Below are 24,756 nucleotides of genomic sequence, written 5' to 3' on the forward strand. Positions count from 1 at the left end.
ACGGGCACCCCTGGGGCTCCGGCGTGGGCACCGCCTAGGCTGCGCGACATGTACACGCCCGGTCGCAGCGCCGCCACGACGTCCACCGGCTGGGGGATGGTCCTCAGCGCCTGGGCGGCCGTGCTCGTCTCCCTCGGGGGGGTCTCCCCGTACCCGCCGCTCGTGGCGCCGCTGGCGCTCGCCGGACTCGCCGTGCTGTTCGCCGCCGCCTGGGTCGCGCCTCGTACCGGGCCGGTGCGCCCTTCCGGGGCCCGTTGACCAAGCCGTACCGCGAGACCCGTCGACCGAACCGCGTCCTGCGGTACGTGCTCGGCTTCGGCGTCTCCTTCGCCACCGCCGCCGCGTTCATGACGATCTTCGTCGACGGCAGCGCGTACGGCAGGGAGACCGAGCGCCTGGAGGGCGTCGGGTACGGCGCGTACGAGGTCCCCGTGGTCCGCCTCGCGGGCGATCCCGTCCTCCGCGAGGGCGGCGAGGACCGCGACCCGTCCTACACCACCGACCTCGTCCTGCGGATCCCCTACGAGTCCGGTCCGCGCGAGGTCACCGTCCGCGGTCTCCACACCCGCTTCGAGCCGCCCGTGCCCGGCCGCACGAAGGTGGAGGTGTCCTTCGCGCCCCGCGACCCGGCGGTGCCCGTCGTCGAGGACGGCGCCCGCGACGGACGGCTGTTCGCCCTGATCGCCTTCGCGATCTGGGGCGGCCCGTGGGTCCTGATCGTGGGTGGGGGACTGACGGGCCACATGGACGTCGACGACCTCCACCGGCTGCGCCGCTTCGAGCCGGAGGTCCACCTGCCCGCGCTCGCCGTCCTCCTCGCGGGTCTGGTCCTGCTCCTGCCGATGGCCCTGGAGTTCGGGGTGGCGGGCCTCGACCGGCCTCTCGCCCTCCTCGCCGCCCTGTCCCCGGGCCTGGCCTTCACCTGGCTGGTCAAGCGGGCCTGAAGGAGCGGACGCGGTGTCACCGCGCCCCGGCGGCGTCAAGTCGCCGCGGGCGGGGCCGTGGTGGCGGTCGGTGCGATCGCGCCGGGGCGCGTGTTCGTCGTGCTCTTCGTGCGGGAGGGGCCGGTCCGCGTCGTGCGGGCCGGCCCCGTCGCCGTCAGCAGGAGAGGTTCGCCCCCGCGGGGACACCCAGGATCTGGGTGAACTGCTGGTACTTGGCGACCCGGCTCTGGACCTGGGCCGGGTTGCGGCCGTTGCACTCCAGGCTGCCGTTGATGGCCCAGATGGTCTGGCCGAAGCCGGCGCCGTTGACCATCGCGTTGTGGGCGGTCATCGTGCCGGGGCCGTTCTGGGTGTTCCAGTACCAGAGGCCCGTCCGCATGGCGACGGCCGGATCCTGTTCGACCCGCCACGGGTTGTTGAGCAGGTCGATGCCGAGGGCGTCACCGGCGGCCTTGTAGTTGAAGTTCCAGGAGAGCTGGATGGGTCCGCGCCCGTAGTAGGCGGCCTGGCCGGCCGGGCAGCCGTAGGGCCGGGTCGTGTCGCAGTAGTGCGGGTAGTTCGCCGTGTTCTGCTCGACGACGTAGTAGAGCCCGCCCGTCTCGTGGGAGACGTTCGCGAGGAAGGCCGCGGCCTCCTGCTTCTTCACCGTGTCGCTGCCGGTGGTGGCGAAGCCGGGGTAGGACGTGAGGGCGGCGGTGAGCCCCGCGTACGTGTAGAAGGGGTTCCGGTTCGGGAACATCTGGTTGAACTGGGCCTCGGAGACGACGAATCCGGAGGGGTTCGGGTCCGTGCCGCCACCGCCGGTTCCGCAGGCGCCCTCGTCGCGCCAGACGTCGGAGGAGCCGGGGCGCTCGTTCTGGGTCCACCACTTGGCGTACCAGTTGTGGCCGTTGTACGCGGCGGTCATGCCGCCCGTGTAGACGCTGGACGAGTTCCAGGCGGCCGCACAGGCGGGGGCGGCGCCCGCCGAGGTCATGGGGAGGAGTGCCGCGAGACCAACTGCCGTACAGAGCACGGCGATCATGGTGACCAGCTTGCGCAGCATGCGTCTTCCTTCCGGGTGGGGTCCGGGTGGGAAGCCACAGCGAAGCGTGATTGGTCTGAACCTGTCAAGGTCTAGACCGGAAAGAAGGCGCTCCGACCGTGCCGGAGCGCCTTCTTCGGACGGACGGGACCCCTACGCGGCCGGCTGCGCCGCCAGTTCCTTCGCCAGGGACGCCGCCGCCGCGAGGGACTCCGCACGGGAGGCCTCGTGCAGCGGGATCAGGTCGGCCATCGCCGGGACGTGGGGCGCGAGGGTCAGCTCGGGGACGATGAAGCTGACGTCCAGGCCGAAGCCGGTGCCGAGGGCCATCCGCAGGTAGCTCTCGACGTAGTCGTTGCCGTGCATCGGCGTGCCCTCGCGGTAGGAGCCGCCGCGGCTGGCGACGACGACCGCCCGCTTGCCGGCGAGCGAGGGGTGCGCGGTCACCGAGGTGCGGCCCACGAGGAAGACGTGGTCGATCCAGGCCTTCAGCGTGGAGGGGATCGTGTAGTTGTACATCGGGGCGCCGATCAGGATCACGTCCGCCCGCTCGGCCTCCTCGATCAGTTCGGCGCGCAGGGCGAAGGCCGCGCGCTGCTCGGGCGACTGCTCGGCGGGGGCGGTGCCGCCGGCGTGGTAGGCGGCGGCCCCCAGGTGGGGGATCGGTTCCGCCGCGAGGTCGCGGTGGATCACCGTCCCCTCGGGGTGCTCCGCCTCCCAGACCTCGCGGAAGGCGGCGGTGACGGCGCGGGAGTGGGAGTCGGCGCCGTTGAAGGACGTGTCGATGTGGAGCAGCGTGGCCATGGGGATCGTCTCCTGAGAAGTCACGGGGGCTGATGAGGGAGATCCTTCTTCCTCAACCAAACTTGAGGTCCAGCCCCTGTGACCCGGATCACCCTCAGATCATCAGGATCATCCGGCCCGGCCTGTGCCCCTCCTCCGCCCTGCGGTGCGCCTCCGCAACCTCCTCCAGGGGCATGACGTCGGCCACCCGGGTGATCAGCTCCCGGTCCGCCACCTTCCGCAGGCTCTCCGCGAGCCGGGCGGCGTCCGGCTTGGCCCGTACGGTCTCCACGCGGATGCCCCGCTCGGCGGTCGGGACCCGATCGGGAGCGAGCGCGGCGAACACGCCGCCGTCCTTGACCGCCGGGAGCAGTTCGGCGCCGATGAGCGCCCCGTCGAAGACCGCGTCCACCCGGTACGGGTCGCCCTCGATCACCTTCGCGACCACGTCCGCCGGGGTGCCGCGCGTGACGACGTGGTCCGCGCCGATGACCCTCAGCTCGGGCCCGTCGCCCTCGTGGGCGACGGCCACCACGCGCAGTCCGGCGGCGTGGGCGTACTGGACCGCCAGGCGGCCCACCACCGCGCTCGCACCGGTCACGAGCAGCGTCGCCCCCTCCTGGAGCCGGAGCCGTTCGAGGCCCTGCTGGGCGGTGGCCGAGGCCAGCGGGAGGGAGGCGGCCACGGTGAAGTCCACGTCGTCCGGGACCGGGGCCAGCCACTCCGGGTCGGCCCAGATGATCTCCGCGTACGTGCCGTCGCCCGTCAGCATCTCGAACCACGGCACGAAACCGGCCACCCGGGCGCCGGGCTCCATCCCGGCCACGGGGTCGAGGAGCCTGCCCGCGAAGTCCGTCCCCAGGACGAACGGGGGCCTGAGGTCGCCGACCGCGTCGGAGTACCGGCCCGCGCGGATCCGCAGGTCCGCCTGGTTGACTCCGGCCGCCTTCAGCCGCACCCGCGCCCTGCCCGGGACGGCCCCGGCCTCCGGCTCGGGCCGGCGGGCCATTCTGAGGACCTCGGGTCCTCCGTAGGCGGTCACTTCGACGACACGCATCGAGCGCATGGGGTACTCCTCACACGGAAGGCCCCCTCGTGGCCCATTACACCCATGCTCCAGACCCCCGGCAACCCATGCCCGTCCACCCGAGCAGTCCTCCCTGAACGAAGGGCGAAGTCCAGGTGGCGGGTCGCTACGCCGCCCCCGCCCTCGCACGGGCGTACGTACCGTCCCGGCCATGGAGTGGATTACCGCAGAGAACGTCATCGCCGTGGGAACGGCCCTCGTCGGTGTCCTGGTCACGCTCGCCGTCGTCTGGATCGACCGGTTCTCGCCGCAGCGCAAGCGGCTCGGCTACCGCGTGCAGCTCAACACCCCGCTCCACCGGGAGGAAGACCGGGACAGCGAGGTCATGACCGTCCGGGAGGGCCAGGTCGTGGGGATGGCCGCGCCCGCGAACGGCTCCACGCTCGTCCTCCTGCGCATCGAGAACGACCGCGAGCTCGACATCAGCCCCGAGGACTACGGCGCCTCCGCCGACCCCCACGGCCTGAAGATCACCTTCGGCGAGCGGACCGTCCAGGGCGTGGTCGCCACCGTCCCGGCCGGCTGGGACTCCGTCCGGGACGACCTGGAGCGCGCCCCCAAGCTCGGCCGGGACGGCAACGCCGTCCTCGTGCCCAAGGTGGCCCTCGAACGCGGCCAGTACTTCAAGCTGCTCGTCCAGCTCTCCGGCGGCGTCGCCGACCGGGACGTCAAGATCGACGGAAGCCTCCAGGGCGGCACGATCCGGCGCAACCGGAGCACCACGCCCGACGAGAAGCCGGCCAGGTTCAGCCCGACCGCCCGGAACGTCACCCTCGTCCTGACCGCCTGCGTCGTGGCCCTGGCCGCGATCATCGTCCGCGAGCGGACCCCGCCGCCCATCGGCTGCGCCCGGGGCTCCCTCGCCCTGACCGGTTCGACGGCCTTCGCCCCCGCCCTGCGGGAGGCGGCGCGGCAGTACGAGAAGGACTGCGAGGGCTCCACCGTGACCGTGGACGTGCACGGCTCGACCGCCGGGATCCGGGAGCTCGCCCGGACCGGCCCCGAGCGGGACGCGGTCATCGCCTTCTCCGACGGGCGCAAGCCCGGCGGCTTCCCCGAACTGCGGGAGAACGCGGTCGCCGTCTCCCTCTTCACCCTCGTCGTGAACGACGGGACGCCCGTCGACGACCTCACCCTCGACCAGGTCCGCCGGGTCTACCGGGGCGAGATCCGCAACTGGGGACAGCTCGTCCCCGGCGTCGACCGGCCCGTCCTCCTCGTCAGCCGGGACGCCAACTCCGGCACCCGGCAGGTCTTCCAGCGGCGGGTCCTCGACCGCAACGAGCCCGCGAACTCCTCCCAGGACTGCCGGACCTCCGACGACCCCGAGTCGAAGGTCATCCGCTGCGAACTCGACTCCACCGAACAGGTCCTCGCCACCGTCGCCACGCTCCCCGGGGCCCTCGGCTACTCCGAACTCCGCGCCACCCAAGGGCGCGCGGGCCTGCACCGGGTGGCCGTCGACGGACGGCGGCCCCTCGTGGAGGAACTGGGCGGATCCGGCTACCCGTACCGGGAGGTCGAGTACGCCTACACCCGGGGACTGCCCGCGACCGACTCCCTGGCCTCCAGCTTCCTCACGTACCTCCGGTCGGGGCGCGGCCAGGACGTCATCAGCGCGCACGGGCACCTGCCCTGCGCGACCCCGAAGGGGCTCGCGGTCTGCGGAGAGGGCTGATCGCCGATCTCGCCGTCTGGCATCGCGACCACCGCCGTCGTCGGCGGCGCGGGCTCCCTCCTCGTCATCGGCCCGGAGACCCGCGACCCGGACGACGGGGACCCGGACTGCGCCGAGAACGGCTCCGGCAACCTCCGCATCACCCGTCGGCAGGGCGGGGAACGGCTCCAGGTGTACGGGATGACGGCGGACGGGGAACCGGCCGAGTTCGTCCGGGACCAGGCGGCGTCCGGAAGGCCGGATCAGGCCCCGCCCGAGACGACCTCCGAGACCGCGCGGGCGTAGGCGTGGACCAGGGGGCGGGGGTCGGCGGCGCGCCAGGCGAGGGCGAAGCGGCTCGGGGTGACGCCGCGGACGGGGCGGGTGACGACGCCGCCGCGGGTGAGGAGCGGGGCGTTCCCGACGGCGACCAGACAGACGCCGAGGCCGTCGACCAGCGCCTCGTACGCCTCGTCCGCGCTGGCGATCTCGGCGCCGACGACCGGCGGGCGGCCGTCCCGGGCGTCCAGGGCCAGCCAGTAGTCGCGGAGTTCGGGGCCGGTGGCGGGAAGGGCGAGGAAGGGCTCGTCGAGGAGCTCGGCGAAGTCCAGGCCGTCCCGGGCGGCCAGCGGATGTGCCTCGGGCAGGGCGACGAGCCGGGGCTCGGTCGCGACGACGACCCAGTGGAAGCGGTCCGCCCCGGTCAGCGGCAGCCACACGAAGGCCACGTCGCTGGTGCCGTCCGCGAGGCCCGCCGTCGGGTCCTCCCAGCCCACCTGGCGCAGTCTGAGCCGGGCCTCCGGGCGCGCCTCGGTGAACCGGGACCGGATCGCGGGCAGCAGCCCGCCGCGGCCGGGGCTGGTGCTCATGCCGACGACCAGGGTGCCGTCGGCGACCGCCCGGACCCGCCGTAACGCCTCCCGGCCCTCCTCCCACGCGTCGAGCACGGCCCGCGCGTGCGGCAGCAGGGCCGTGCCGGCGGGGGTGAGGGCCACGCCCCGCCGGCCGCGGTCGAAGAGCGGCGCGCCGAGCTGCCGCTCCAGGGCGCGTATCTGTTTGCTGAGCGCGGGCTGCGAGACGTACAGCCGCTCGGCGGCCCGCGTGAAGTGGAGCTCCTCGGCGACCGCGAGGAAGTACCGCAGATCCCGCCCGTGCACATCCATGCCCATGGGCTATCACGCCGGATCTTGGACGGACAACGTCCCACCGTCCCAAGCTTGTCGGGACAGCGAGCCGCCGCCCGGCGGGCACCCACGAGGGGGAGCAGGAACATGAGCAAGGTCTGGCTGATCACCGGCGCCAACAGCGGCTTCGGGCGCGCCTTCGCCGAGGCCGCGATCGCCGCCGGCGACGTCGTCGTCGCCGCGGCCCGCCGCACCGAGACCCTGGACGACCTGGTCGCCGCCCACCCCGACCAGGTCGACCCGGTCGCCCTGGACGTCACCGACGCGGCGGCGGTCGACCGGGTCGTCGCCGAGCTCGTCGAGCGCCACGGCCGCGTCGACGTCCTCGTCAACAACGCGGGCCGCACCCACGTCGGCTCCGTCGAGGAGACCTCCGACGAGGAGCTCCGCTCCCTCTTCGACGTGCACGTCTTCGGCCCCGCCGCCCTCACCCGCGCCGTCCTGCCCTCCATGCGGGCCCGCCGCTCGGGCGCGATCGTGCAGATCAGCAGCGTCGGCGGCCAGATGTCGATGGCCGGTTTCGGGGCGTACAGCGCGACCAAGTTCGCCCTGGAGGGCCTGTCGGAGGCGCTCGCCGCCGAGGTCGGACCGCTCGGCATCAAGGTCCTCGTCGTCGAGCCGGGCGCCTTCCGCACCGGCCTCTTCGGCAACCACAGCCTGAGCGGCGAGGGCATCGCCGACTACGCGGACACGGTCGGCGCCACGCGCGCGTACGTCGAGACCGGCGGCGGCACCCAGGCCGGCGACCCGGCGAAGGCCGCGGCGGCGGTCCTCACGGCCCTCGCGTCCGACGAGACCCCCCTCCGCCTCGCCCTCGGCGACGACTCGATCGACACGATCCTCACGCACCTGGAACAGGTCCGCTCGGAGCTCACGACGTGGGAGAAGGTCGGCCGCGACACGAAGCTGGACGCGTAGGGAGACGCGGAAGGAGACGCGGAAGGGCCCGCACCCCGTTCACCGGGGTGCGGGCCCTTCCGCGCGCCGCTTCCTACAGGAAGGAGTTGATCTCGATCGTCTCCGTGCGGCCGGGGCCCACGCCGATCGCGGAGATCGGGGCGCCCGACATCTCCTCCAGCGCCTTCACGTACGCCTGCGCGTTCTTCGGCAGGTCCGCGAAGGTCTTGGCCTTCGTGATGTCCTCGGACCAGCCCGGCAGCATCTCGTAGACCGGCTTCGCGTGGTGGAAGTCGGTCTGCGAGTAGGGCAGCTCCTCGACGCGCTTGCCGTCGATCTCGTACGCGACGCAGACCGGGATCTGCTCCCAGCCCGTCAGCACGTCGAGCTTGGTAAGGAAGAAGTCCGTCAGGCCGTTGACCCGGGTCGCGTACCGGGCGATGACCGCGTCGAACCAGCCGCAGCGGCGGTCACGGCCGGTGGTGACGCCGCGCTCGCCGCCGATGCGCCGCAGCGCCTCGCCGTCCTCGTCGAACAGCTCCGTCGGGAACGGGCCGGCGCCGACGCGGGTCGTGTACGCCTTGAGGATGCCGATGACCCGGGAGATCTTCGTCGGACCCACGCCCGCGCCCGTGCAGGCGCCGCCCGCGGTCGGGTTCGAGGAGGTGACGAAGGGGTACGTGCCGTGGTCGACGTCCAGGAGCGTGCCCTGGCCGCCCTCGAAGAGCACGACCTTGTCCTCGTCGAGCGCCTTGTTGAGGATCAGCGTGGTGTCCGCGACGAACGGCTTGATCTGCTCCGCGTACTGGAGCATCTCCTCGACGATCTGCTCCGCCTCGATCGCGCGGCGGTTGTACAGCTTGGCGAGGAGCTGGTTCTTCCCCTCCAGGGCCGCTTCGACCTTCTGGGTGAGGATCGACTCGTCGTACAGGTCCTGGACCCGGATGCCGACGCGGTTGATCTTGTCGGCGTAGGTCGGGCCGATGCCCCGACCCGTCGTACCGATCTTGCGCTTGCCGAGGAACCGTTCCGTCACCTTGTCGAGGGTGACGTTGTACGGGGTGATCAGGTGGGCGTTGCCGCTGATCAGGAGCTTCGACGTGTCGACGCCGCGCTCGTTCAGTCCGCTCAGCTCGGAGAGCAGGACCGCCGGGTCGACGACGACACCGTTCCCGATCACCGGGGTGCACCCCGGGGAGAGGATTCCGGAAGGGAGGAGATGCAACGCGTACTTCTGGTCGCCCACGACGACCGTGTGGCCGGCATTGTTGCCGCCCTGGTAACGCACCACGTAGTCCACGGATCCACCGAGCAGGTCGGTGGCCTTTCCCTTGCCCTCGTCACCCCACTGAGCACCGAGCAGCACAAGTGCGGGCACAGGCGTACACCCCTTCCGGGTGGGGCATGTCCAAGGTCAGGGGGCGTACGCCGCCTCACCGGTGTGCCCCGGAATAGACGAAGCCCCTGGCGCAATAGCGCAAGGGGCTCTTGCACAAAGATGCTACCCGAGGAAGGACCGAGGTGTCGGATCACGACCAGCTGCTGGTCATCGTCGACCCGGTCGCCCGCCGAAATGACGGCGAGTCCGTACGGATCGCGAAAGACGTGCTGTCCGCGGGCGCGGAGACGAAGATCTGCCTGCCGGACGGCCCCGAGGAATTCTGCCGGGCCCTGGCCAGGCGCGGCTCCCGGCGCCCCGTCGTCCTCGGCGACGACCGCGCGCTGCTCCGCACGGTGTCCCTGCTGCACCGCGAGCGGGAGCTCGCGGAGGGGTCCCTCTCGCTCGTCCCGATCGGCGCCCCGGACGATCTGGAGGTGGCCCACGCGCTCGGCGTGCCGCGCTCCACGCCGGCGGCGGCGCGGGCGGTCCTCCACGGGGCCGTGCGCCGCCTCGACCTCCTCGTCGACGACAGCGACGGCGTCGTCCTCGGCGACCTCCTGGTTCCGGGCCTGCCCGATCTCGTCCCGGCGGCCGCGTCCGTCTGGGGCACCTGCCGCTCCCTCGTCCGCACCCTCGTCCGGCCGGCCCCCTCGGCCCTCGCCGTCCGCACGCACCGGCTGCGGGTGGAGGCGGACGGGGTGCTGCTCGCCGACGTCGACGCGCCGGTGGAGGGCCTGTCGGTCCGCTCGGCGGGCGGTACGGCGGAGGTGACCGTCCACCCCTCGGCGGCCCCGCCGCGCCGCGCGACCGCCCACACCCTCACCGTCTCGGGCCCCGACTTCCGCTACCGCGCGGACGGCCGGGTCACGGGGCCGGTGCGGCGGCGGACGTGGACGGCCCGGGCGGGGGCGTGGGGGCTGATCCTGCCCCCGGACGCCCCCTAGGCCGGGCGGCCCCCTCGGACCGCGGCTGGCGCGCCGCGCTCCCGAGGCCCTAGCGTCGGCGCGGAGCGACCGAGGGGCGGGGGACGTGCGATGACGTGTGCGCTGGACGTCGAGGGGACGGCGGGGGCGCTGGGGCGGTACCGGCGAAGAGCGGGAGGGCTGATCGGCGCGGGCGGCACGACGCTGGCCCTGGGCGCCGTCGCCGGGAGCGCCGGGGCCCCCGCCCCGGTCTCCTGGATCCTCGCGCTCGGGATCGTCGCGCTGGGCGCCGGGACCGGCTCGCTGGTCCTCGCGCGGCGGATGCGGCGGGCCCTCGGCGCGGGCGTCTGGTCGGCGCACCCCGCCGTGGCGGTCGGCCACAGCCGGTACGCGACGAGCGTCGTGCTGCGCTCCCCGGACGGCGACGAGGCGTGGCCGCTGACCGTGATCGCGACCCGGCAGCGCTTCGAGCTGCTGCGGCCGGGCCCGGACGGCGTCCTGTGGTGGTGCGGCGACCCGCGCGCCGGCGGGGTCCTCGCCCCGCCCGGCGGCGGACCTCCGGTCTGGGCGAAGCCGCTGCGCGGCGCGCGCGTGCGCCGCCGGATCGTGGCGCGCGCGGAGGCGGAGGGCCTGATGCGCCGGGCGGCCCCGAGGCAGCCGCAGGATCCCGCGAACGACACCGGGCACGTCCCCGTGGACGGCCTTTCCGTACGCCTCGACGAGCTGTCCCGCGCGGCCGGGCCGATGTACGCGGTGCTCGCCGCGCACGCCCGGCGGCAGGCCGCGCCCCCGGGCAGGCCGCTCCGCCCGGAGGCGGACGTGCGCGAGGTGCCCTGGTGGCGGGTGCGGAGCCTGCGGAGGGTCGCCGGGGTGACCCGGGTGCTGGTCGCGCTCGCGTTCTGCGCGGCCGTCGGCGCGGCCGCGCTGACCGGGCCGCCGGAGGCCGACGCCGTGAAGCTGTACGCCGTCGGCGTCCTGGTCCTGGGCGTCCTCGTGCACTCCTGCTACCGGATGGTGACCTTCGGCAGGCCCGCGGCGCGGCTGATGGCCCGGGCCGCGACCTGCTCCCCGCCCACTCCGCGCCGGTACGTCCTGCTGTACGACCCGCACGGCGGCGGCCCCGTCCTGGTGCTGTTCCCGATGCACGGCGGCCCGTGCGTCCAGCCCGAGGGGCTGCTCCCGCTGATTCCCCCCGGTCCGCCGAAGGAACCGCGCCGCGGGCTGCCGGCCCTGCCCGTCGGCACCGCCTGGCTGCACGGCCGACGGGACTTCACCGCCGACGGCCCCATGCCGTTCCTCACGCCCTGGATCGAGGGGCGCCCGCTGTGGGCGGCGGGCCCGTACCGGGAGGCCGACGGGCGGCCGGAGTTCACCGCGCTCGTGGAGCGGCTCGCCCCGCCGCTGGAGAACCGGGCGTCCTGATCGGCCCGCCCGCGCCGCCGGGACATCGGCGGCCGGGCGTCACACCTCCACGAGCAGCTCCTCGAAGCCCCGGATGACGTACCCCGGCTTCCGCACCGGCTCCGCCGCGAGCCGCATCCCCGGCGCCTGCCTCAGCAACTCGCCGAAGACGGCGGCCAGTTCCAGTCGGGCGAGTGGGGCTCCGAGGCAGTAGTGGATACCGGCGCCGAAGGTGACGTGCGGGTTGTCGGCCCGTTCGAGGTCGAGGACGTCGGCGGTGGGGCCGAAGCGGGCGGGGTCGCGGTTGGCGGAGCCGAAGAGGAGGGCGACCTCGGAGCCGCGCGGGAGGGTGACGCCGCCGAGCTCGATGTCGTCGAGGACCCAGCGCTCGAACATCTGGAGCGGGGTGTCGTACCGCAGAAGTTCTTCCACAGCTGTGGACAACTTTTCGGGATCCGGACGGACGCTCTCCCTGAGCAGCGTCCACCAGCCGTTGACCGTGGTGTTCACCGTGGCCTCGTGGCCCGCATCGAGGAGCAGGACACAGGTGGAGATCATCTCCTGTTCCGTCAGTCCCTCCACCGCGATCAGGGACGAGATCAGGTCGTTTCCCGGGCTCTTCCGACGGCGCGCGATCAGCTCCCGCAGATAGTCCGAGAACTCCACCGAGGCCTCGACCGCCCGCCGGGCCGTCTCCTCCGAGGGGTTCGGCTCGAACATCCCGCAGATCGCCGCCGACCAGGGCCGCAGCCGCCCCCGCTCCTCGTCCTCCGCCGGGACGCCGAGCATCTCGGCGATCACCGCGACCGGCATCGGCTCGGCGACGGCGGACAGCAGGTCACCGCCGCCCGCCGCGACCAGGTCACCGACGAGACCGGCGGCGAGGCCCCGTACCGTCGGCGCCAGGTCCTCCACCGTCCTCGGCGTGAACGCCTTCGACACCAGCCGCCGGATCCGGGTGTGGTCGGCCCCCTCCAGATCGAGCAGCCCGTGGTCGTTGAGCGTGTGGAACGGCTCGTGCGCGGCGTCCGGCGCCTCCCGCCCGAACTCCTCGTGCGTGAAGCGGTGGGTGTACGTCCGGCCCAGCCGCCGGTCCCGGAGGAGGGCCGACACGTCCTCGTGGTGCGGGACGAGCCACTGGCGGGTGGGCGCGTGCCAGTGGGCGCGGCCGGCGGCGCGCAGCTCGGCGTACGCGGGGTAGGGGTCGGCGACGAACTCCGCCGACCAGGGGTCGTACACAGCGTCAACAGCGTCCATGCCCGGACGCTACCCCCGGACGCTCCCCGACTCCCCCGCGCGCTCCCGACTCCCCCGCGCGCTCCCGGCTCCCCCGCGCGCTCCCGGCTCCCCCGGAGCCCAGACCACCCCCGGACGCTCCCGGCTCCCCCCGGAGCCGGCACCGCCCCCGGCCCGCTCCCCGGCTCCCGGCCCCGCCCCCCGTGCCGGCGCCTCAGCCGCCGACCCGCACCAGTCCCGCCTCGTACGCGAAGACCGCCGCCTGCGTGCGGTCGCGCAGGCCCAGCTTCACCAGGATCCGGCTGACGTGCGTCTTGATCGTCGACTCGGCCACGACGAGGTGGTCGGCGATCTCGGCGTTCGACAGGCCCTGCGCGATGAGGACGAGGACCTCCGTCTCCCGCTCGGTCAGCTCCCCGATCTGCGCCATCGCCGGCGGGCGCGGAGAGCCCGGCGCCTTCGCGAACTCGGTGATCAGCCGCTTGGTGACGGTCGGCGCGAGCAGCGCCTCGCCGGCCGCGACCACCCGGACGCCGTCCGCGAGCTGCCGGGCCGAGGCGTCCTTGAGGAGGAAGCCGGAGGCCCCGGCGCGCAGCGCCTGGTACACGTACTCGTCGAGGTCGAAGGTGGTCAGGACGAGCACCTTCGCGTCCGCGTCGGCGGCGACGATCTCGCGGGTGGCCTCGATGCCGTTCAGCTCGGGCATCCGGATGTCCATGAGGACCACGTCGGGCCGGAGGGCGGCGACCTGCGCGATCGCCTCCCGGCCGTTGACCGCCTCGCCGACGACCTCGATGTCCGGCATCGCGCCGAGCAGCACGGAGAAGCCCTCGCGGACCATCATCTGGTCGTCGACGATCAGGACCCTGATGCTCATTCCACGCTCTCCTCGCGGCTCACGGGCACGAAGGCCGTCACCTCGTAGCCACCGTCGTCGGTCGCCTCGGCCGTCATCTCCCCGCCCAGCATCGTCACACGCTCCCGCATGCCGGTGATGCCGTGCCCGGCGCCCGGCGAGGGCTTCACCAGGCCGCGCGCGGGGCCGTTGGCGATGCGCAGGCCCAGCCCGCCCAGGACATAGCTGACCTCGACCTTCGCGGCCGCGCCCGGCGCGTGCCGCAGCACGTTCGACAGGGCCTCCTGGACGATCCGGTACGCGGAGAGCTCCACGCCCTGCGGCAGCTCGCGCACCGCGCCGGTCACCGTCTTCGTCACGTCGAGCCCGGCCTCGCGGACGTTGTCGACGAGCGCGTCCAGGTCGCCGAGGGTCGGCTGCGGCGCGTCGGGCGCCTCGTAGTCCTCGGCCCGGACGACCCCGAGGATGCGGCGCAGTTCGGTCAGCGCGGCGACGGCGTTCTCCCGGATGGTGAGGAACGCCTGCTCCAGCTCCGGCGGCGGGTTCTCCACCCGGTACGGCGCGGCCTCCGCCTGGATGGCGACCACCGACATGTGGTGGGCGACGACGTCGTGCAGCTCGCGCGCGATGGTCGTCCGCTCCTCCAGGAGGGTCCGCTTCGAGCGCTCCTGCGCGGTGGCGGTCTGCTGGGCGGTGACCTCGCGGGTCGCCTGGCGGCGGACCTGGAAGACGGTGACGGTGAGCAGGACGAGGGCCGCGACGAAGAGCAGCGGCACCGAGGCGGAGCTGCTCCCGATCCCGAGGAACATCTCGGCGAAGAGGCAGTAGCCCGCCGTCATCAGCCACATCCACGCGGCCGTACGGGGCCGGGTGCGGGCGGCGACGACGGCGAGGACCACCAGGTGCGCGGCGAGCGAGTTCGCCGCCCAGGGCCAGCCGCTCTCGTACCTGGCGAGGTACCCGACGAACGGGGCCGACGCGAGCGAGGCCCAGAAGGCGAGGACCGGCCGGACCAGGGTGAGCAGCACGATCGCGGCCGGCGCGAGGGCGGTCGCGAACGCCAGCGGGCCGAAGGAGTAGGAGATGAGGTCGTACCCCATGGCGAAGACGATCGCGGCGCAGAACGCGACGACCGCGTGCGGGAGCAGACCGGCGTACCCCCGTATCCGCTCCGGCAGGAAGCGCGTCGGCCCGCTGTTCACGTCCATGCGCGGGAGCGGCCGGTAGGCGAAGGCGTCGTGGAAGAGTTCCTGGCGCAGCCCGCCGAGCGCCACCTGCACCAGGCGGAACTCGGGGCTGCGGCTCGTCTCGGGGGACTGTGTCTGGGTCACACCGAAACGGTACGGGGGGCGGGGAACCCGGTCGTCCCGCTGGATGCGGATCCTTCCGGGTCCCCCTTGAGGACTAGGGCGGGCCTCGGGCGACGTGGTCGAACCCGGTGCCCTCGCCCGCGTACGGGTTCGTCGTCATGCGCGTGAACGGCGCCGTGGCCGAGCCGGTGGAGCGGTAGACGTACGTGCCGCCCACCGGGCGGTCCCGCAGGTCGTCGCGCCCCAGCACGCCGGAGGCGTCCCGGGCGAGGACGTCGGTGGAGCCGTCGTCGGTGAGGTCGTGCGGGTCGGCCGTACGCACGACGGTCGTGGACCAGCCCTGGTGGGCGGGGTCGCCGCTGCCGTCGAGCAGCCTCGCCTCGGCCTCCGCGCCGTACGTGCCGTTCGGCGCGTCCACGCCCGCGATGACACCGTCCCGGTCGAGGGAGACAGGGTGCCGCTCGCGGGGGCGGTCACCCTCTGGGTGAACTCCTCGGGGGCGGTTCCGCAGGGTGATCGAACGGAAGTCGGCGGACCAGGAGTCGTCGCCGAGGACGACGACGTCGCCGGCGCCCGTGGCCCAGCCCTCGGGGCCCAGGAGCGAGACCGCGGCACCGCCGTCGTACGGCGTCCACACCAGCTCCCGGCTGGTCTCGGATGCGAAGGAGTCGGATGCGTGCGAAGGAGTACGTCAGGAAGCCGGAGGTGCCCGCGCCTCCGAGGTTGCTTCCTCGGGGGAGTCCCGGATTCCAGGACGGCCGCTCACCAGGCCAGTTGGGCGATCTCCTCCGCCACCACCGCGCACGCGTCCGCCGCCGGGTCGATCAGCGGGAAGTGGCCGATGCCCTCCAGGAGCGTCAGGCCGACCTCCTCGCCCGCCTTCGACGCCGCCCCCGCGTACGCCTCGGCCACCGCGTACGGCACGACGACGTCCTCGCGGCCCTGGACGAGGGTGGTCGCGATGCCCGTCGGGAGGAGGGCGGACGGGTCCGCGGCGGCCGACCGCACCGCGTACTCCCCCTCGCCACCCAGGAGTTCCGTGACCGCGCCGCCGCACACCCCGAGCTCCACCGCCCGCCCGAAGTGGGCGATCGGGGCGAGGGCGACGACCCCGCGCAGCTCCGGCGGGCCGGGGAGCCGCCACGGGGAGCCGGCGGGCAGGACGTGCCGGGCGGCGGCCCACAGCGCGAGGTGGCCGCCCGCCGAGTGGCCGGTGAGGACGGTCCGCCGGGGGTCGGCCTGCGGAAGGTGCCCGGCGGCCAGGTCCGCCACGGCGTCGAGCGCCGCCGCCACGTCGTCGAAGGTCTCCGGCCAGCGCCCGGCGACCGGGGACGTGCCGCCCTGGTGGGGGAGGCCGGAACCGCGCCGGTACTCGACGTTGGCCACCGCGAAGCCCCGGCGGGCCAGGAAGTCCGCGAACGGGGTCAGGTGCTGCCGGTCGTACGGTGCCCGCCAGGCGCCGCCGTGCAGGGCGACGACGAGCGGGGCCCGGGTGCGCCCGTCGCGCGGGGCGTAGAAGTCGACCACCTGGTCCGGGTGGTCGCCGTACGCGGCGGTGGCGTCCGGTGCGACGGCCGGGTGCGAGAAGGCCGACGCCTCTTCGGCGGCATCGCGCGCGGCGGGGTCCGGCATGCTGTTCCAACCTCTCGGATACGCGGCCGAATTGGCCTGACCTGCGGGGACGGTACCAGCACCGGAACCCCCGCAGATCAGGCGATCGTCCGATCAGCCGCCGAGGCCCCCGAGGACGTCCGCGAGGATCCGGGCCGCCCGCTCCGCGTCCGCGAAGCCCACGTACAGCGGGGTGAAGCCGAACCGCAGGACGTCCGGACGGCGCAGGTCGCCCACGACCCCGCGCTTGATCAGCTCCGCCATGACGGCGGGCGCGTCCGCGCAGCGCAGCGCCACCTGGCTGCCGCGCTCTCCGTGCGCCCCGGGGGTCACGGAGGAGACGCCGCCCTCGGGGACGTACGCCCCGACGCACTCCAGGAAGAAGTCGGTCAGCGCCAGCGACTTGGCCCGGACGTCCTCGACCGCGACGCCGTCCCAGACGTCGAGCGCCGCTTCGAGGGCCAGCATGGACAGGATGTCGGGCGTGCCGACCCGGCCCCGGAGCGCGCCGGCCGCCGCCTCGTAGCCGGGGGTCATGCCGAACGGGTCGGCGTGCGAGTTCCAGCCCGGCAGCGGCGAGTCGAAGGCGGCCTGGTGGCGCTCGGCGACGTACAGGTACGCGGGCGAACCGGGGCCGCCGTTCAGGTACTTGTAGGTGCAGCCGACGGCCAGGTCGACCCCGTGGGCGTCCAGGCCGACGGGCAGGGCGCCCGCGCTGTGGCACAGGTCCCAGACCGCGAGCGCGCCCGCCGCGTGGAGCGCGGCGGTGAGCCCGGGCAGGTCCTGGAGCCGGCCCGTGCGGTAGTCGACGTGGTTGACGAGCGCGAGGGCCGTGCGGTCGCCCGCCGCGGCCGCCATGTCGGCCGGGTCGCACGCCACGATCTCGTGACCCGTCATCCGCGCCGCGGACCGCGCGATGTACCCGTCCGTGGGAAAGGTCGTCGCGTCGACGAGGATCTCGTCGCGGCCGTCGCCGCTCAGCCGGGCGGCCGCGACGACCGCCTTGAAGACGTTCACGCTCGTCGAGTCGCCGACCACGATCTGTCCCGGGGCGGCGCCGACGATCGGGGCGATCCGGTCGCCGATCCGCTCGGGCGCGGTCCACCAGCCGGACTCGTCCCAGGAGCGGATGCGCAGCTCGCCCCACTCGCGGGCGATGACGTCGGCCATGCGGGCCGGGACGTGCGCGGGCAGGGCGCCCAGCGAGTTGCCGTCCAGGTAGACGGTCTCCTCGTCGAGGGCGAACTTCGCGCGGTGCCCGGCGAGGCCGTCGGCGGCGTCGAGCTCCAGGGCCCGCTTCAGGAGGTCGTCAGACATGGCTGCGGGCCGTCCAGAGCTCGGGGAACACGTTCTTCTGGGCCCGCTTCTCCAGCCAGGCCACGCCGGCGGAGCCGCCGGTGCCGGTCTTCGCGCCCATCGCGCGCCGGGTCGCCACCAGGTGGTCGTTGCGCCAGCGCCAGACCAGCTCGGCGACGTCGCTCAGGGCCTCGCCGAGCCGGACGAGCTCGCCGTTCTGGTCGGCGTCCGCGTAGATCCCGGCCCAGACCGCCTCGACCTCGGGCGAGGGCTCGTACCGCTGCGCCAGGTCGCGGCCGAGGACCGACGCCGGTACGGGCAGGCCGCGCCGGGCGAGGAGGCCGAGGACCTCGTCGTACAGGCTGGGCTCGTGCAGCGCCTTCTCCAGCTCGGCGTGGACGCGGGGCGCGCCCCGGTGCGGGACGAGCATGGACGCGGACTTCTCCCCGAGCAGGAACTCCATCCGCCGGTACATCGCCGACTGGAAGCCGGAGCCCTCGCCGAGCGCCGCCCGGTAGGCGTTGAACTGGCCGGGGGTGAGCTGGGCGAGCGGCCGCCAGGAGTGGTTGAGGGCCTCCAGCTCGCGCACCGAGCGCTTGAGGGCGTCCATCGCGACGGGGACCCGGTCCTCGCGCAGGGCGCGGCTCGCGGTCTCCCACTCGTGGACGATCACCGTGAACCACAGCTCCATGACCTGGGTCGTGACCAGGAAGACCATCTCGCCGGGGTCGTCCGAGCGGAGGTGCTGGAGGTGGGTGAGGACGTCCGCCTGGACGTAGTCCTCGTACGGCGTCGTGCCCGCGAAGTCGAGGTTCGGGTCGTCGACGACCGAGCCGGCTCCGGAGGCATCGGGGAAGGTGGACATTTCTGTCTCCTCGATACGGGCTACCGGGTAGCGGTCCGCTCCACCGCGGGCGCTCTGCTGCGCGCCGCGGGAGCTCCGGTCCCCTCGGGAGGCGTGCTTCTTCGCGCGCGTCCCAAGCGCATCATGACACGATCGGGCCCGCGATGTAGATCCCCTCTTCGCCGCACGGAAGAGCGTTCGACCGGCAGCCGTGCGGGCCCTCGGCCCGCCGGATCCCCGCGGACCGCGCGCCCGTGAACGCGAACGCCCTCCCTCCCGTCGGGGAGGAAGGGCGTTCCCGGGAGTCTCCGGGGCGTCCCGGCGCGACTCCGGTGAGCGTCGGCCGAGGGTCTCCGCCGCCGTCTCCGGTGAGCGTCGGCCGAGGGTCTCCGCCGCCGTCTCCGAGGAGCGTCAGCCGAGGGTCTCCGCCGCCGTCTCCGAGGAGCGTCAGCCGAGGGTCTCCGCCGCCGTCTCCGAGGAGTCGCGCAGGAAGGTCGTGCAGCGCTCGTACTCGTCCTTCTCGCCGATCTCGCCGGCCGCCCGGGCCAGGGCGTGCAGCGCGCGCAGGAAGCCGCGGTTCGGCTCGTGCTCCCACGGCACCGGGCCGTGGCCCTTCCAGCCGTTGCGGCGCAGCGCGTCCAGGCCGCGGTGGTAACCGGTGCGGGCGTAGGCGTACGACTCGACGACCGAGCCGCGCTCGTAGGCGTCGTCGGCGAGCCGGGCCCAGGCGAGCGAGGAGGTCGGGTACTTCGCGGCGACGTCCGCCGGCGCCGTACCGCTCGCGAGCAGCTCGCGCGGACCCGGCTCGTCGGGCAGGTGGGTGGGGGCCGGTCCCCCCAGGAGGTTCTCATGGATGGCCATGGGCCCAGTCTGCCTCAGGACCCCGCCCCGCCGTCCGTCTCCCCGGCCGGGGAGGCCCGTCGGCCCGGGTCCAGGGGCGGGGCCTGCACCCCGCAGTGGACCCTGCACTCCGGGTGGCAGCCCGCCGACGCGGCCGGGGCCCGCATGGTCGTCCAGGCGAGGACCGCGCCCACCACCAGGATCCCCGCGCACATCGGCATCGCCCGCCGGAACGTCTCACCGAACTCGTCCGCCGAGCGGTACGCCTCCGGGCCCATCCCGGCCAGCAGCGGCAGCGCGGCCACCGCGATCAGCCCGGCCGCCCGGGCGGCCGCGTTGTTGACGCCGCTCGCGAGGCCCGCCCGGGACACGTCCACCGAGGCGAGGACGGTCGCGGTCAGCGGGGCGACCAGGGCCGTCATGCCGAGCCCGAGGACGAGCAGCGCCGGCAGCACGTCCCGCACGTACGAGGCGTCCTCCCCGACCCGCAGCATCAGCAGCATCCCGGCCGCGCACAGCAGCGGCCCCACGGTGAGGGGGATCCGGGGCCCGATCCGCTCCCCCAGCTCCCCGGACTTCGCCGACAGCAGCAGCATGAGCACGGTCGTCGGCAGCAGGGCCGTGCCGGCGCCGAGCGCCGAGTAGCCGGAGACCACCTGGAGCTGGAGGGCCGCCAGGAAGAAGAAGCCGCCGAACGCCGCGTACACGCACAGGGTGACCAGGTTGACCGCGGTGAACAGCCGCGACCGGAAGATCGACGGCGGCACCATCGCCCGCTCCCCGCGCCGCCGCTCCACGACCACGAACCCGGCCCCGACCACCGCCCCGGCCGCCCCGGCCCACCAGACCGCGCCGATCAGCGCGTACGTGACGAGGGCGAGCGCCGCCGCACCCAGGACCGCGCCGAGCACGTCGAAGCGCCCGTGCGCGGTCTCGTCCCGCGACTCCGGCACGTGCCGCAGCGCGACCGGCACGCAGACGGCGGCGAGCGGCACGTTCAGCAGGAACACCCACCGCCAGCCCGGTCCGTCCACCAGCCAGCCGCCCACGAACGGCCCGATCGCCGCGCCCACGCCGCCGAAGCCCGACCAGAGCCCGACGGCCCGCGCCCGGTCGTCCTCGTGGAAGCTCGCCTGGATCAGCGCGAGGGAGCCGGGCGTGAGCAGCGCCCCGCCCACTCCCTGGAGGGCGCGGGCCGCGATCAGCACTCCCGCGTTCGGGGCGAGGCCGCACACCAGCGAGGCGAGCGCGAACCACACCACCCCGACGACGAAGACCTTCCGCCGCCCGAACCGGTCGCCGAGCGAGCCGCCGAGCAGGATCAGCCCGGCCAGGGTCAGCATGTAGGCGTTGACCGTCCACTGGAGGACGGCGAGGTCGGCGCCCAGGTCCTCGCCGATGTGCGGCAGGGCGACATTGACGACGGTCGAGTCGAGCAGCGCCATCCCGGATCCGAGGACGGTGGTGAACACGATCCACCGGCCGGTCCCCGAGGCCATCCGCACGTCCCGTACGCCCATGCCTGCATGGTCCCGCGAAGCGGGGGCCACCGCGCGCCGGTCTCAGGCCGTGCGCAGGCGGTTGGCCGCGCGGACCAGCGCGTCCACGCCCCGCTCGGCCTTGCTGCGGGGGCAGCCGACGTTCAGCCGGACGAAGCCCGGCGTGCCGTACACCCCGCCCGGCATGATCGCGACCTTCTCCACGGCCACCAGCTCCTCCTGGAGCCGGTTCTCCTCGACGCCGAGCGGCCGCAGGTCGATCCAGGCCAGGTAGCCGGCCTGCGGGGGCTTCCAGTCGACCTCGGGCAGCCCTTCCGCGAGGCGCTCCCGGACCATGTCCATCGTCCCCGCCACGTATCCGCGCAGCTCGTCCAGCCAGGCCGCGCCCCGCCGGTAGGCGGCGATGTGGGCGGTCAGGGAGAGCACCGCGGGCGAGGCGAGCCCCTCGCCGGTCTCCATGCGCCGGATGAACGCCTCGCGCTCGTCGGGGTCGCCGACCATGCCGTACGAGCCGGAGAGGGCCGGAAAGTTGAAGGCTTTCGTACCGGAGGTGATCAGGGCCCAGCGGCGGCCCCGGCCCGGCTCGGCGACCCGGGTCCAGGGGACGTGCCGGAGGCCCTCGGTCGTCAGGTCGGCGTGGATCTCGTCGCTGACGACGGCCGCGCCGTACCGCTCGGCCAGCTCGGCGAAGACGGCGAGCTCCTCCTCCGTCCACACCCGGCCGGTCGGGTTGTGCGGGGAGCAGAGCAGCAGGATCCGGCTGTCCGGCCGGGCGAGTTCCCGCTCCAGGGCCGCCGGGTCGTCGACCGGGACGCCCCGCAGCTCGCGCCCGAGGCCGGTGACGGCCTTGCGGAAGCCGTCGTACGTGGGGGTGTGCACGACCACGCCGTCCCCGGGTTCCGTCCACATCTGGAGGAGCTGCGAGAGCTGGGAGAGCACGGAGGGCGCGTACACCAGCGTCCCGGGGTCGATCTCGGCGCCGTACCGGCTCGCGTACCAGTGGTGGATCGCCTCCCGGAACTCCCCGAGGCGCCAGTCCGTGTAGCCGAAGACCCCGTGGTCGACGCGCTCGCGCAGGGCCGCGAGGACCTCCGGCGGGGAGGCGAAGTCCATGTCGGAGACGGTGAAGGGCAGCAGGTCGGGGACGCCGAAGCGGTCCGCCGTCCCGTCCCACTGGACCGACCAGGTCCCGTGCCGGTCTGTCTTCCGGTCGAAGTCGTACGTCACGATCACCCTTCCGACATGGCGAGGGCCCGGTACCCCCACGCCAGGGTGGGGGTACCGGGCCGCTCGTACAACACCGTGTGTCGGCGGTGACGCCTACTTCAGCTTCGTACCGGCCGAGCGCAGCGCGGCGCACGCCTCGGTCACGCGGACGGCCATGCCGGCCTCGGCCAGCTTGCCCCAGGTGCGCGGGTCGTAGGTGGACTTCTTGCCGACCTCGCCGTCGACCTTCAGGACGCCGTCGTAGTTGCGGAACACGTGGTCCACGACCGGGCGGGTGAAGGCGTACTGGGTGTCGGTGTCGAGGTTCATCTTCACGACGCCGTTCTCCAGCGCGGTGGCGATCTCCTCGGCCGTCGAGCCCGAGCCGCCGTGGAAGACGAAGTCGAACGGGTCGGCCTTGCCGTACTTCGCGGCGACGCCCGCCTGGAGGTCCTTGAGGAGCTCGGGGCGGAGCACGACGTTGCCCGGCTTGTAGACGCCGTGCACGTTGCCGAAGGACGCGGCGAGCAGGTAGCGGCCCTTCTCACCCAGGCCGAGGGCCTCGGCGGTGCGGATGGCGTCGTCGACGGTGGTGTACAGCTCGTCGTTGATCTCGTGGCTGACGCCGTCCTCCTCGCCGCCGGTCGGGGTGATCTCGACCTCAAGGATGATCTTGGCGGCGGCGGCCTTCGCGAGCAGCTCCTGGCCGATGGCCAGGTTGTCGGCGAGGGTCTCGGCGGAGCCGTCCCACATGTGCGACTGGAACAGCGGGTTCTCGCCACGGGCGACGCGCTCGGCGGAGACGGCGAGCAGCGGGCGGACGTAGCCGTCCAGCTTGTCCTTCGGGCAGTGGTCGGTGTGGAGGGCGACCGTGATGTCGTACTTCGCGGCGACGATGTGCGCGAACTCGGCCAGGGCGACGGCGCCGGTGACCATGTCCTTGTTGTGCTGACCGCCCAGGAACTCGGCACCGCCGGTCGAGATCTGGATGATGCCGTCGCTCTCGGCCTCCGCGAAGCCGCGCAGCGCAGCGTGCAGGGTCTGGGACGAGGTCACGTTGATGGCCGGGTAGGCGAACTTGCCTGCCTTCGCCCGGTCGAGCATCTCGTTGTAGACCTCGGGGGTTGCGATGGGCATTCGTCCGCTCCTTGTGATGTGCGGGGTGTGTGCGTTGCTGTCCCTGACCTAGGGGCGACGTCATCGTCGCGGCCCATCTTTCCAGACTCTTGTGCGGGCTCCCACGGGCGTGACGTGCCGAGGGGCGGGGTGTTTCACGTGAAACACCCCGCCCCTCGGGAAAACACCAGGTCAGGACCGTTTCGCCAGGAGTCCGGACCCCACGTCACGACTTCGCGGCGTTTACGCCAGGCCGAGATCCGCCAGCTGGTAGCCGGTGAGGTACGGCAGCCCCGCCTCGTCGATGGCTCCGGCGGCGCCCCGGTCCACGATGGTGGCCACGGCGACGACCTCGCCGCCCGCCTCGCGGACGGCCTCGACCGCGGTCAGCGGCGAGCCGCCGGTGGTCGAGGTGTCCTCGACGACGAGGCAGCGACGGCCCTTGACGTCCGTGCCCTCGATGCGGCGCTGCATGCCGTGCGCCTTCTGCGCCTTGCGCACGACGAAGGCGTCCAGGCGCTGTCCGCGCGCGGCGGAGGCGTGCAGCATCGAGGTCGCGACCGGGTCGGCGCCCAGGGTGAGCCCGCCGACGCAGTCGAAGTCCAGGTCGGCCGTGAGGTCGAGCATGACCTGGCCCACCATCGGCGCGGCCTCGCCGTCCAGCGTGATGCGACGCAGGTCGATGTAGTAGTCGGCTTCCAGACCCGAGGAGAGGGTCACCTTGCCGTGCACCACGGCCTTGTCCTTGATCTGCTGGAGCAGCTCAGCGCGTACGTCAGTCATGCTCAGCAGCTTAAGGGGCGTCTTTTCCGGCTTTCACGGCCGACGCCAGCTCCAGGTGCTCTCGACCTCCAGGGGGTCGATCGGGGTGACCAGGCGCGGATGGGTGTTGAGGCCGTTCGGCGGACCGGACTGCGGCTCGACGCAGACCGCCTCCTCGGGCTCGTCGTAGATCACGACCCACTCGGCGCGGCTCGCGACCTTCAGCTCCAGCTCCTCCGGCCAGGTGAGGGTGACGTCGACGCCGTCGGGCATGCCGAAGCAGTCGTCCCAGGGACCGGGGAGGGGATCGATGCGGCGGCCGGTCGGGAGGTGGTCCTCCCCGCGCTCCTCCTGCCAGGCGGGCGTGAAGTCGATCCGCACGTCCTGGCCGCCCCGGCCCAGGTTGCGCAGGAACCAGGGGTGCCAGCCGGCCTGCGCCGGGAAGGAGTCGTCGTAGGTCTCGACGCCGAAGCGGAGGGTGAGGGAGTCCTCGGCCAGCTCGAAGACCTGGGTGACCCGGCCCCGGTACGGCCAGGGGTCGCCGAGCTCGCAGGTGAGGACGGCCTCGGTCGCGGAGGTCCGGGCGGTCTTCCAGGCGAGGTCGCGAACGGTGCCGTGGATGGCGTGCGGGGCGGCGTTGACCGGCAGCCGGTACGTGGTGGCGCCGTTGCGGAAACGGCCGTTCTCGGTCCGCCCGCACCAGGGCACCATGGGGAAGGCGCCGTACCGCTCGCCCTGGCGCAGCACCTCGGTGCCGCCGATGCGCAGGCTCTCGATCCGGCAGCCGTGTTCGGGGTCGATGGTCAACTCGGCGTCGCCCGCCGTCAGTCGCGTCTGCATGCTCACCCCCCGAGCCTAGGGGGTGTCGTGCCGGTCGGGCCGGAGGGGACCTGGTGCCG

At 73.6% G+C, this 24,756-nt stretch carries 24 protein-coding genes; 6 read left to right on the forward strand and 18 right to left on the reverse strand.

Going from position 1 to position 24,756, the window contains the following annotated elements:
* The first annotated feature begins 48 nt into the window (after positions 1–48).
* Both ACZ66Z_RS13450 and ACZ66Z_RS13455 read left to right on the forward strand, forming a co-directional pair.
* The gene (locus ACZ66Z_RS13450) at positions 49–258 is read left to right on the forward strand and encodes a hypothetical protein (RefSeq protein ID WP_469934100.1); all 210 of its coding nucleotides are present in this window, start codon (positions 49–51) and stop codon (positions 256–258) included.
* Complete coding sequence (locus ACZ66Z_RS13455; protein ID WP_469934101.1) at positions 255–944, forward strand: hypothetical protein; 690 nt, start codon at positions 255–257, stop codon at positions 942–944. The genes ACZ66Z_RS13450 and ACZ66Z_RS13455 overlap by 4 nt, the downstream gene beginning before the upstream one ends.
* 154 nt (positions 945–1,098) lie before the next feature.
* Here the strand turns inward: ACZ66Z_RS13455 and ACZ66Z_RS13460 are convergent, their stop codons facing one another.
* The 3 genes from ACZ66Z_RS13460 to ACZ66Z_RS13470 all read right to left on the reverse strand — a co-directional run bounded on the left by ACZ66Z_RS13460 (position 1,099) and on the right by ACZ66Z_RS13470 (position 3,817).
* A complete protein-coding gene (locus tag ACZ66Z_RS13460) occupies positions 1,099–1,968 on the reverse strand; it encodes a glycoside hydrolase family 19 protein (protein ID WP_469934267.1) in 870 nt (289 codons plus the stop codon).
* Between the two features lie 153 nt (positions 1,969–2,121).
* The gene (locus tag ACZ66Z_RS13465) at positions 2,122–2,772 is read right to left on the reverse strand and encodes an FMN-dependent NADH-azoreductase (protein WP_469934102.1); all 651 of its coding nucleotides are present in this window, start codon (positions 2,770–2,772) and stop codon (positions 2,122–2,124) included.
* Positions 2,773–2,866: 94 nt separating this feature from the next.
* On the reverse strand, positions 2,867–3,817 hold the full coding sequence (locus ACZ66Z_RS13470) for an NADP-dependent oxidoreductase (RefSeq protein WP_469934103.1): 951 nt from the start codon (positions 3,815–3,817) through the stop codon (positions 2,867–2,869).
* Between the two features lie 172 nt (positions 3,818–3,989).
* Here ACZ66Z_RS13470 and ACZ66Z_RS13475 point away from each other — a divergent pair, with 172 nt between their 5' ends.
* Positions 3,990–5,516 carry a substrate-binding domain-containing protein gene (locus ACZ66Z_RS13475; RefSeq protein WP_469934104.1) on the forward strand — a complete coding sequence of 509 codons (1,527 nt, stop codon included), beginning with the start codon at positions 3,990–3,992 and terminating at the stop codon, positions 5,514–5,516.
* A 242-nt stretch (positions 5,517–5,758) separates the two neighbouring features.
* On the opposite strand, the gene ACZ66Z_RS13480 is transcribed toward ACZ66Z_RS13475, so the two are convergent.
* Positions 5,759–6,664 (reverse strand): LysR family transcriptional regulator, encoded by a 906-nt coding sequence (locus ACZ66Z_RS13480; protein ID WP_469934105.1) that lies wholly within the window; start codon positions 6,662–6,664, stop codon positions 5,759–5,761.
* 102 nt (positions 6,665–6,766) lie between these two features.
* On the opposite strand from ACZ66Z_RS13480, the gene ACZ66Z_RS13485 reads away from it, so the two are divergent.
* On the forward strand, positions 6,767–7,597 hold the full coding sequence (locus ACZ66Z_RS13485; RefSeq protein ID WP_469934106.1) for an oxidoreductase: 831 nt from the start codon (positions 6,767–6,769) through the stop codon (positions 7,595–7,597).
* 73 nt (positions 7,598–7,670) lie between these two features.
* Here ACZ66Z_RS13485 and ACZ66Z_RS13490 read toward each other — a convergent pair whose 3' ends face one another.
* Positions 7,671–8,954, reverse strand: coding sequence for an adenylosuccinate synthase (locus tag ACZ66Z_RS13490; protein WP_469934107.1), 1,284 nt, complete (start codon positions 8,952–8,954; stop codon positions 7,671–7,673).
* A gap of 143 nt (positions 8,955–9,097) precedes the next feature.
* Here ACZ66Z_RS13490 and ACZ66Z_RS13495 point away from each other — a divergent pair, with 143 nt between their 5' ends.
* The gene (locus tag ACZ66Z_RS13495) at positions 9,098–9,901 is read left to right on the forward strand and encodes a diacylglycerol kinase family protein (protein ID WP_469934108.1); all 804 of its coding nucleotides are present in this window, start codon (positions 9,098–9,100) and stop codon (positions 9,899–9,901) included.
* A gap of 90 nt (positions 9,902–9,991) precedes the next feature.
* Positions 9,992–11,302: a hypothetical protein gene (locus tag ACZ66Z_RS13500; RefSeq protein WP_469934109.1), complete on the forward strand. Its 1,311-nt coding sequence runs from the start codon at positions 9,992–9,994 to the stop codon at positions 11,300–11,302.
* Positions 11,303–11,341: 39 nt separating this feature from the next.
* Here the strand turns inward: ACZ66Z_RS13500 and ACZ66Z_RS13505 are convergent, their stop codons facing one another.
* From ACZ66Z_RS13505 to ACZ66Z_RS13565, 13 genes are all read right to left on the reverse strand, one after another.
* Positions 11,342–12,538 (reverse strand): cytochrome P450, encoded by a 1,197-nt coding sequence (locus ACZ66Z_RS13505; protein WP_469934110.1) that lies wholly within the window; start codon positions 12,536–12,538, stop codon positions 11,342–11,344.
* 193 nt (positions 12,539–12,731) lie between these two features.
* Positions 12,732–13,394: a response regulator gene (locus tag ACZ66Z_RS13510; RefSeq protein ID WP_469934111.1), complete on the reverse strand. Its 663-nt coding sequence runs from the start codon at positions 13,392–13,394 to the stop codon at positions 12,732–12,734.
* Positions 13,391–14,704 carry a sensor histidine kinase gene (locus tag ACZ66Z_RS13515; RefSeq protein ID WP_469934112.1) on the reverse strand — a complete coding sequence of 438 codons (1,314 nt, stop codon included), beginning with the start codon at positions 14,702–14,704 and terminating at the stop codon, positions 13,391–13,393. The genes ACZ66Z_RS13510 and ACZ66Z_RS13515 overlap by 4 nt, the downstream gene beginning before the upstream one ends.
* Positions 14,705–14,777: 73 nt before the next feature.
* Positions 14,778–15,320 (reverse strand): hypothetical protein, encoded by a 543-nt coding sequence (locus tag ACZ66Z_RS13520; RefSeq protein WP_469934113.1) that lies wholly within the window; start codon positions 15,318–15,320, stop codon positions 14,778–14,780.
* Between the two features lie 125 nt (positions 15,321–15,445).
* The gene (locus ACZ66Z_RS13525) at positions 15,446–16,315 is read right to left on the reverse strand and encodes an alpha/beta hydrolase family protein (RefSeq protein ID WP_469934114.1); all 870 of its coding nucleotides are present in this window, start codon (positions 16,313–16,315) and stop codon (positions 15,446–15,448) included.
* Between the two features lie 93 nt (positions 16,316–16,408).
* Positions 16,409–17,611, reverse strand: coding sequence for a kynureninase (gene kynU / locus ACZ66Z_RS13530; RefSeq protein ID WP_469934115.1), 1,203 nt, complete (start codon positions 17,609–17,611; stop codon positions 16,409–16,411).
* Positions 17,604–18,455, reverse strand: a complete 852-nt coding sequence (locus ACZ66Z_RS13535) for a tryptophan 2,3-dioxygenase (RefSeq protein WP_469934116.1) — start codon at positions 18,453–18,455, stop codon at positions 17,604–17,606. Before ACZ66Z_RS13535 ends, kynU begins: the two co-directional genes overlap by 8 nt.
* Positions 18,456–18,881: 426 nt before the next feature.
* The gene (locus tag ACZ66Z_RS13540) at positions 18,882–19,295 is read right to left on the reverse strand and encodes a DUF3151 domain-containing protein (RefSeq protein ID WP_469934117.1); all 414 of its coding nucleotides are present in this window, start codon (positions 19,293–19,295) and stop codon (positions 18,882–18,884) included.
* 14 nt (positions 19,296–19,309) lie between these two features.
* Positions 19,310–20,794: an MFS transporter gene (locus ACZ66Z_RS13545; protein WP_469934118.1), complete on the reverse strand. Its 1,485-nt coding sequence runs from the start codon at positions 20,792–20,794 to the stop codon at positions 19,310–19,312.
* Between the two features lie 42 nt (positions 20,795–20,836).
* Positions 20,837–22,006: a MalY/PatB family protein gene (locus tag ACZ66Z_RS13550; RefSeq protein WP_469934119.1), complete on the reverse strand. Its 1,170-nt coding sequence runs from the start codon at positions 22,004–22,006 to the stop codon at positions 20,837–20,839.
* A gap of 87 nt (positions 22,007–22,093) precedes the next feature.
* Complete coding sequence (fbaA, locus tag ACZ66Z_RS13555; RefSeq protein WP_469934120.1) at positions 22,094–23,116, reverse strand: class II fructose-bisphosphate aldolase; 1,023 nt, start codon at positions 23,114–23,116, stop codon at positions 22,094–22,096.
* Between the two features lie 222 nt (positions 23,117–23,338).
* Complete coding sequence (pyrE, locus tag ACZ66Z_RS13560) at positions 23,339–23,878, reverse strand: orotate phosphoribosyltransferase (RefSeq protein ID WP_469934121.1); 540 nt, start codon at positions 23,876–23,878, stop codon at positions 23,339–23,341.
* A 33-nt stretch (positions 23,879–23,911) separates the two neighbouring features.
* Entirely contained in the window at positions 23,912–24,697 is a 786-nt protein-coding gene (locus ACZ66Z_RS13565; protein WP_469934268.1) for an aldose epimerase family protein, read from the reverse strand.
* Between the last annotated feature and the right edge of the window lie 59 nt (positions 24,698–24,756).

This window comes from Streptomyces sp. NPDC107498 (assembly GCF_055582805.1).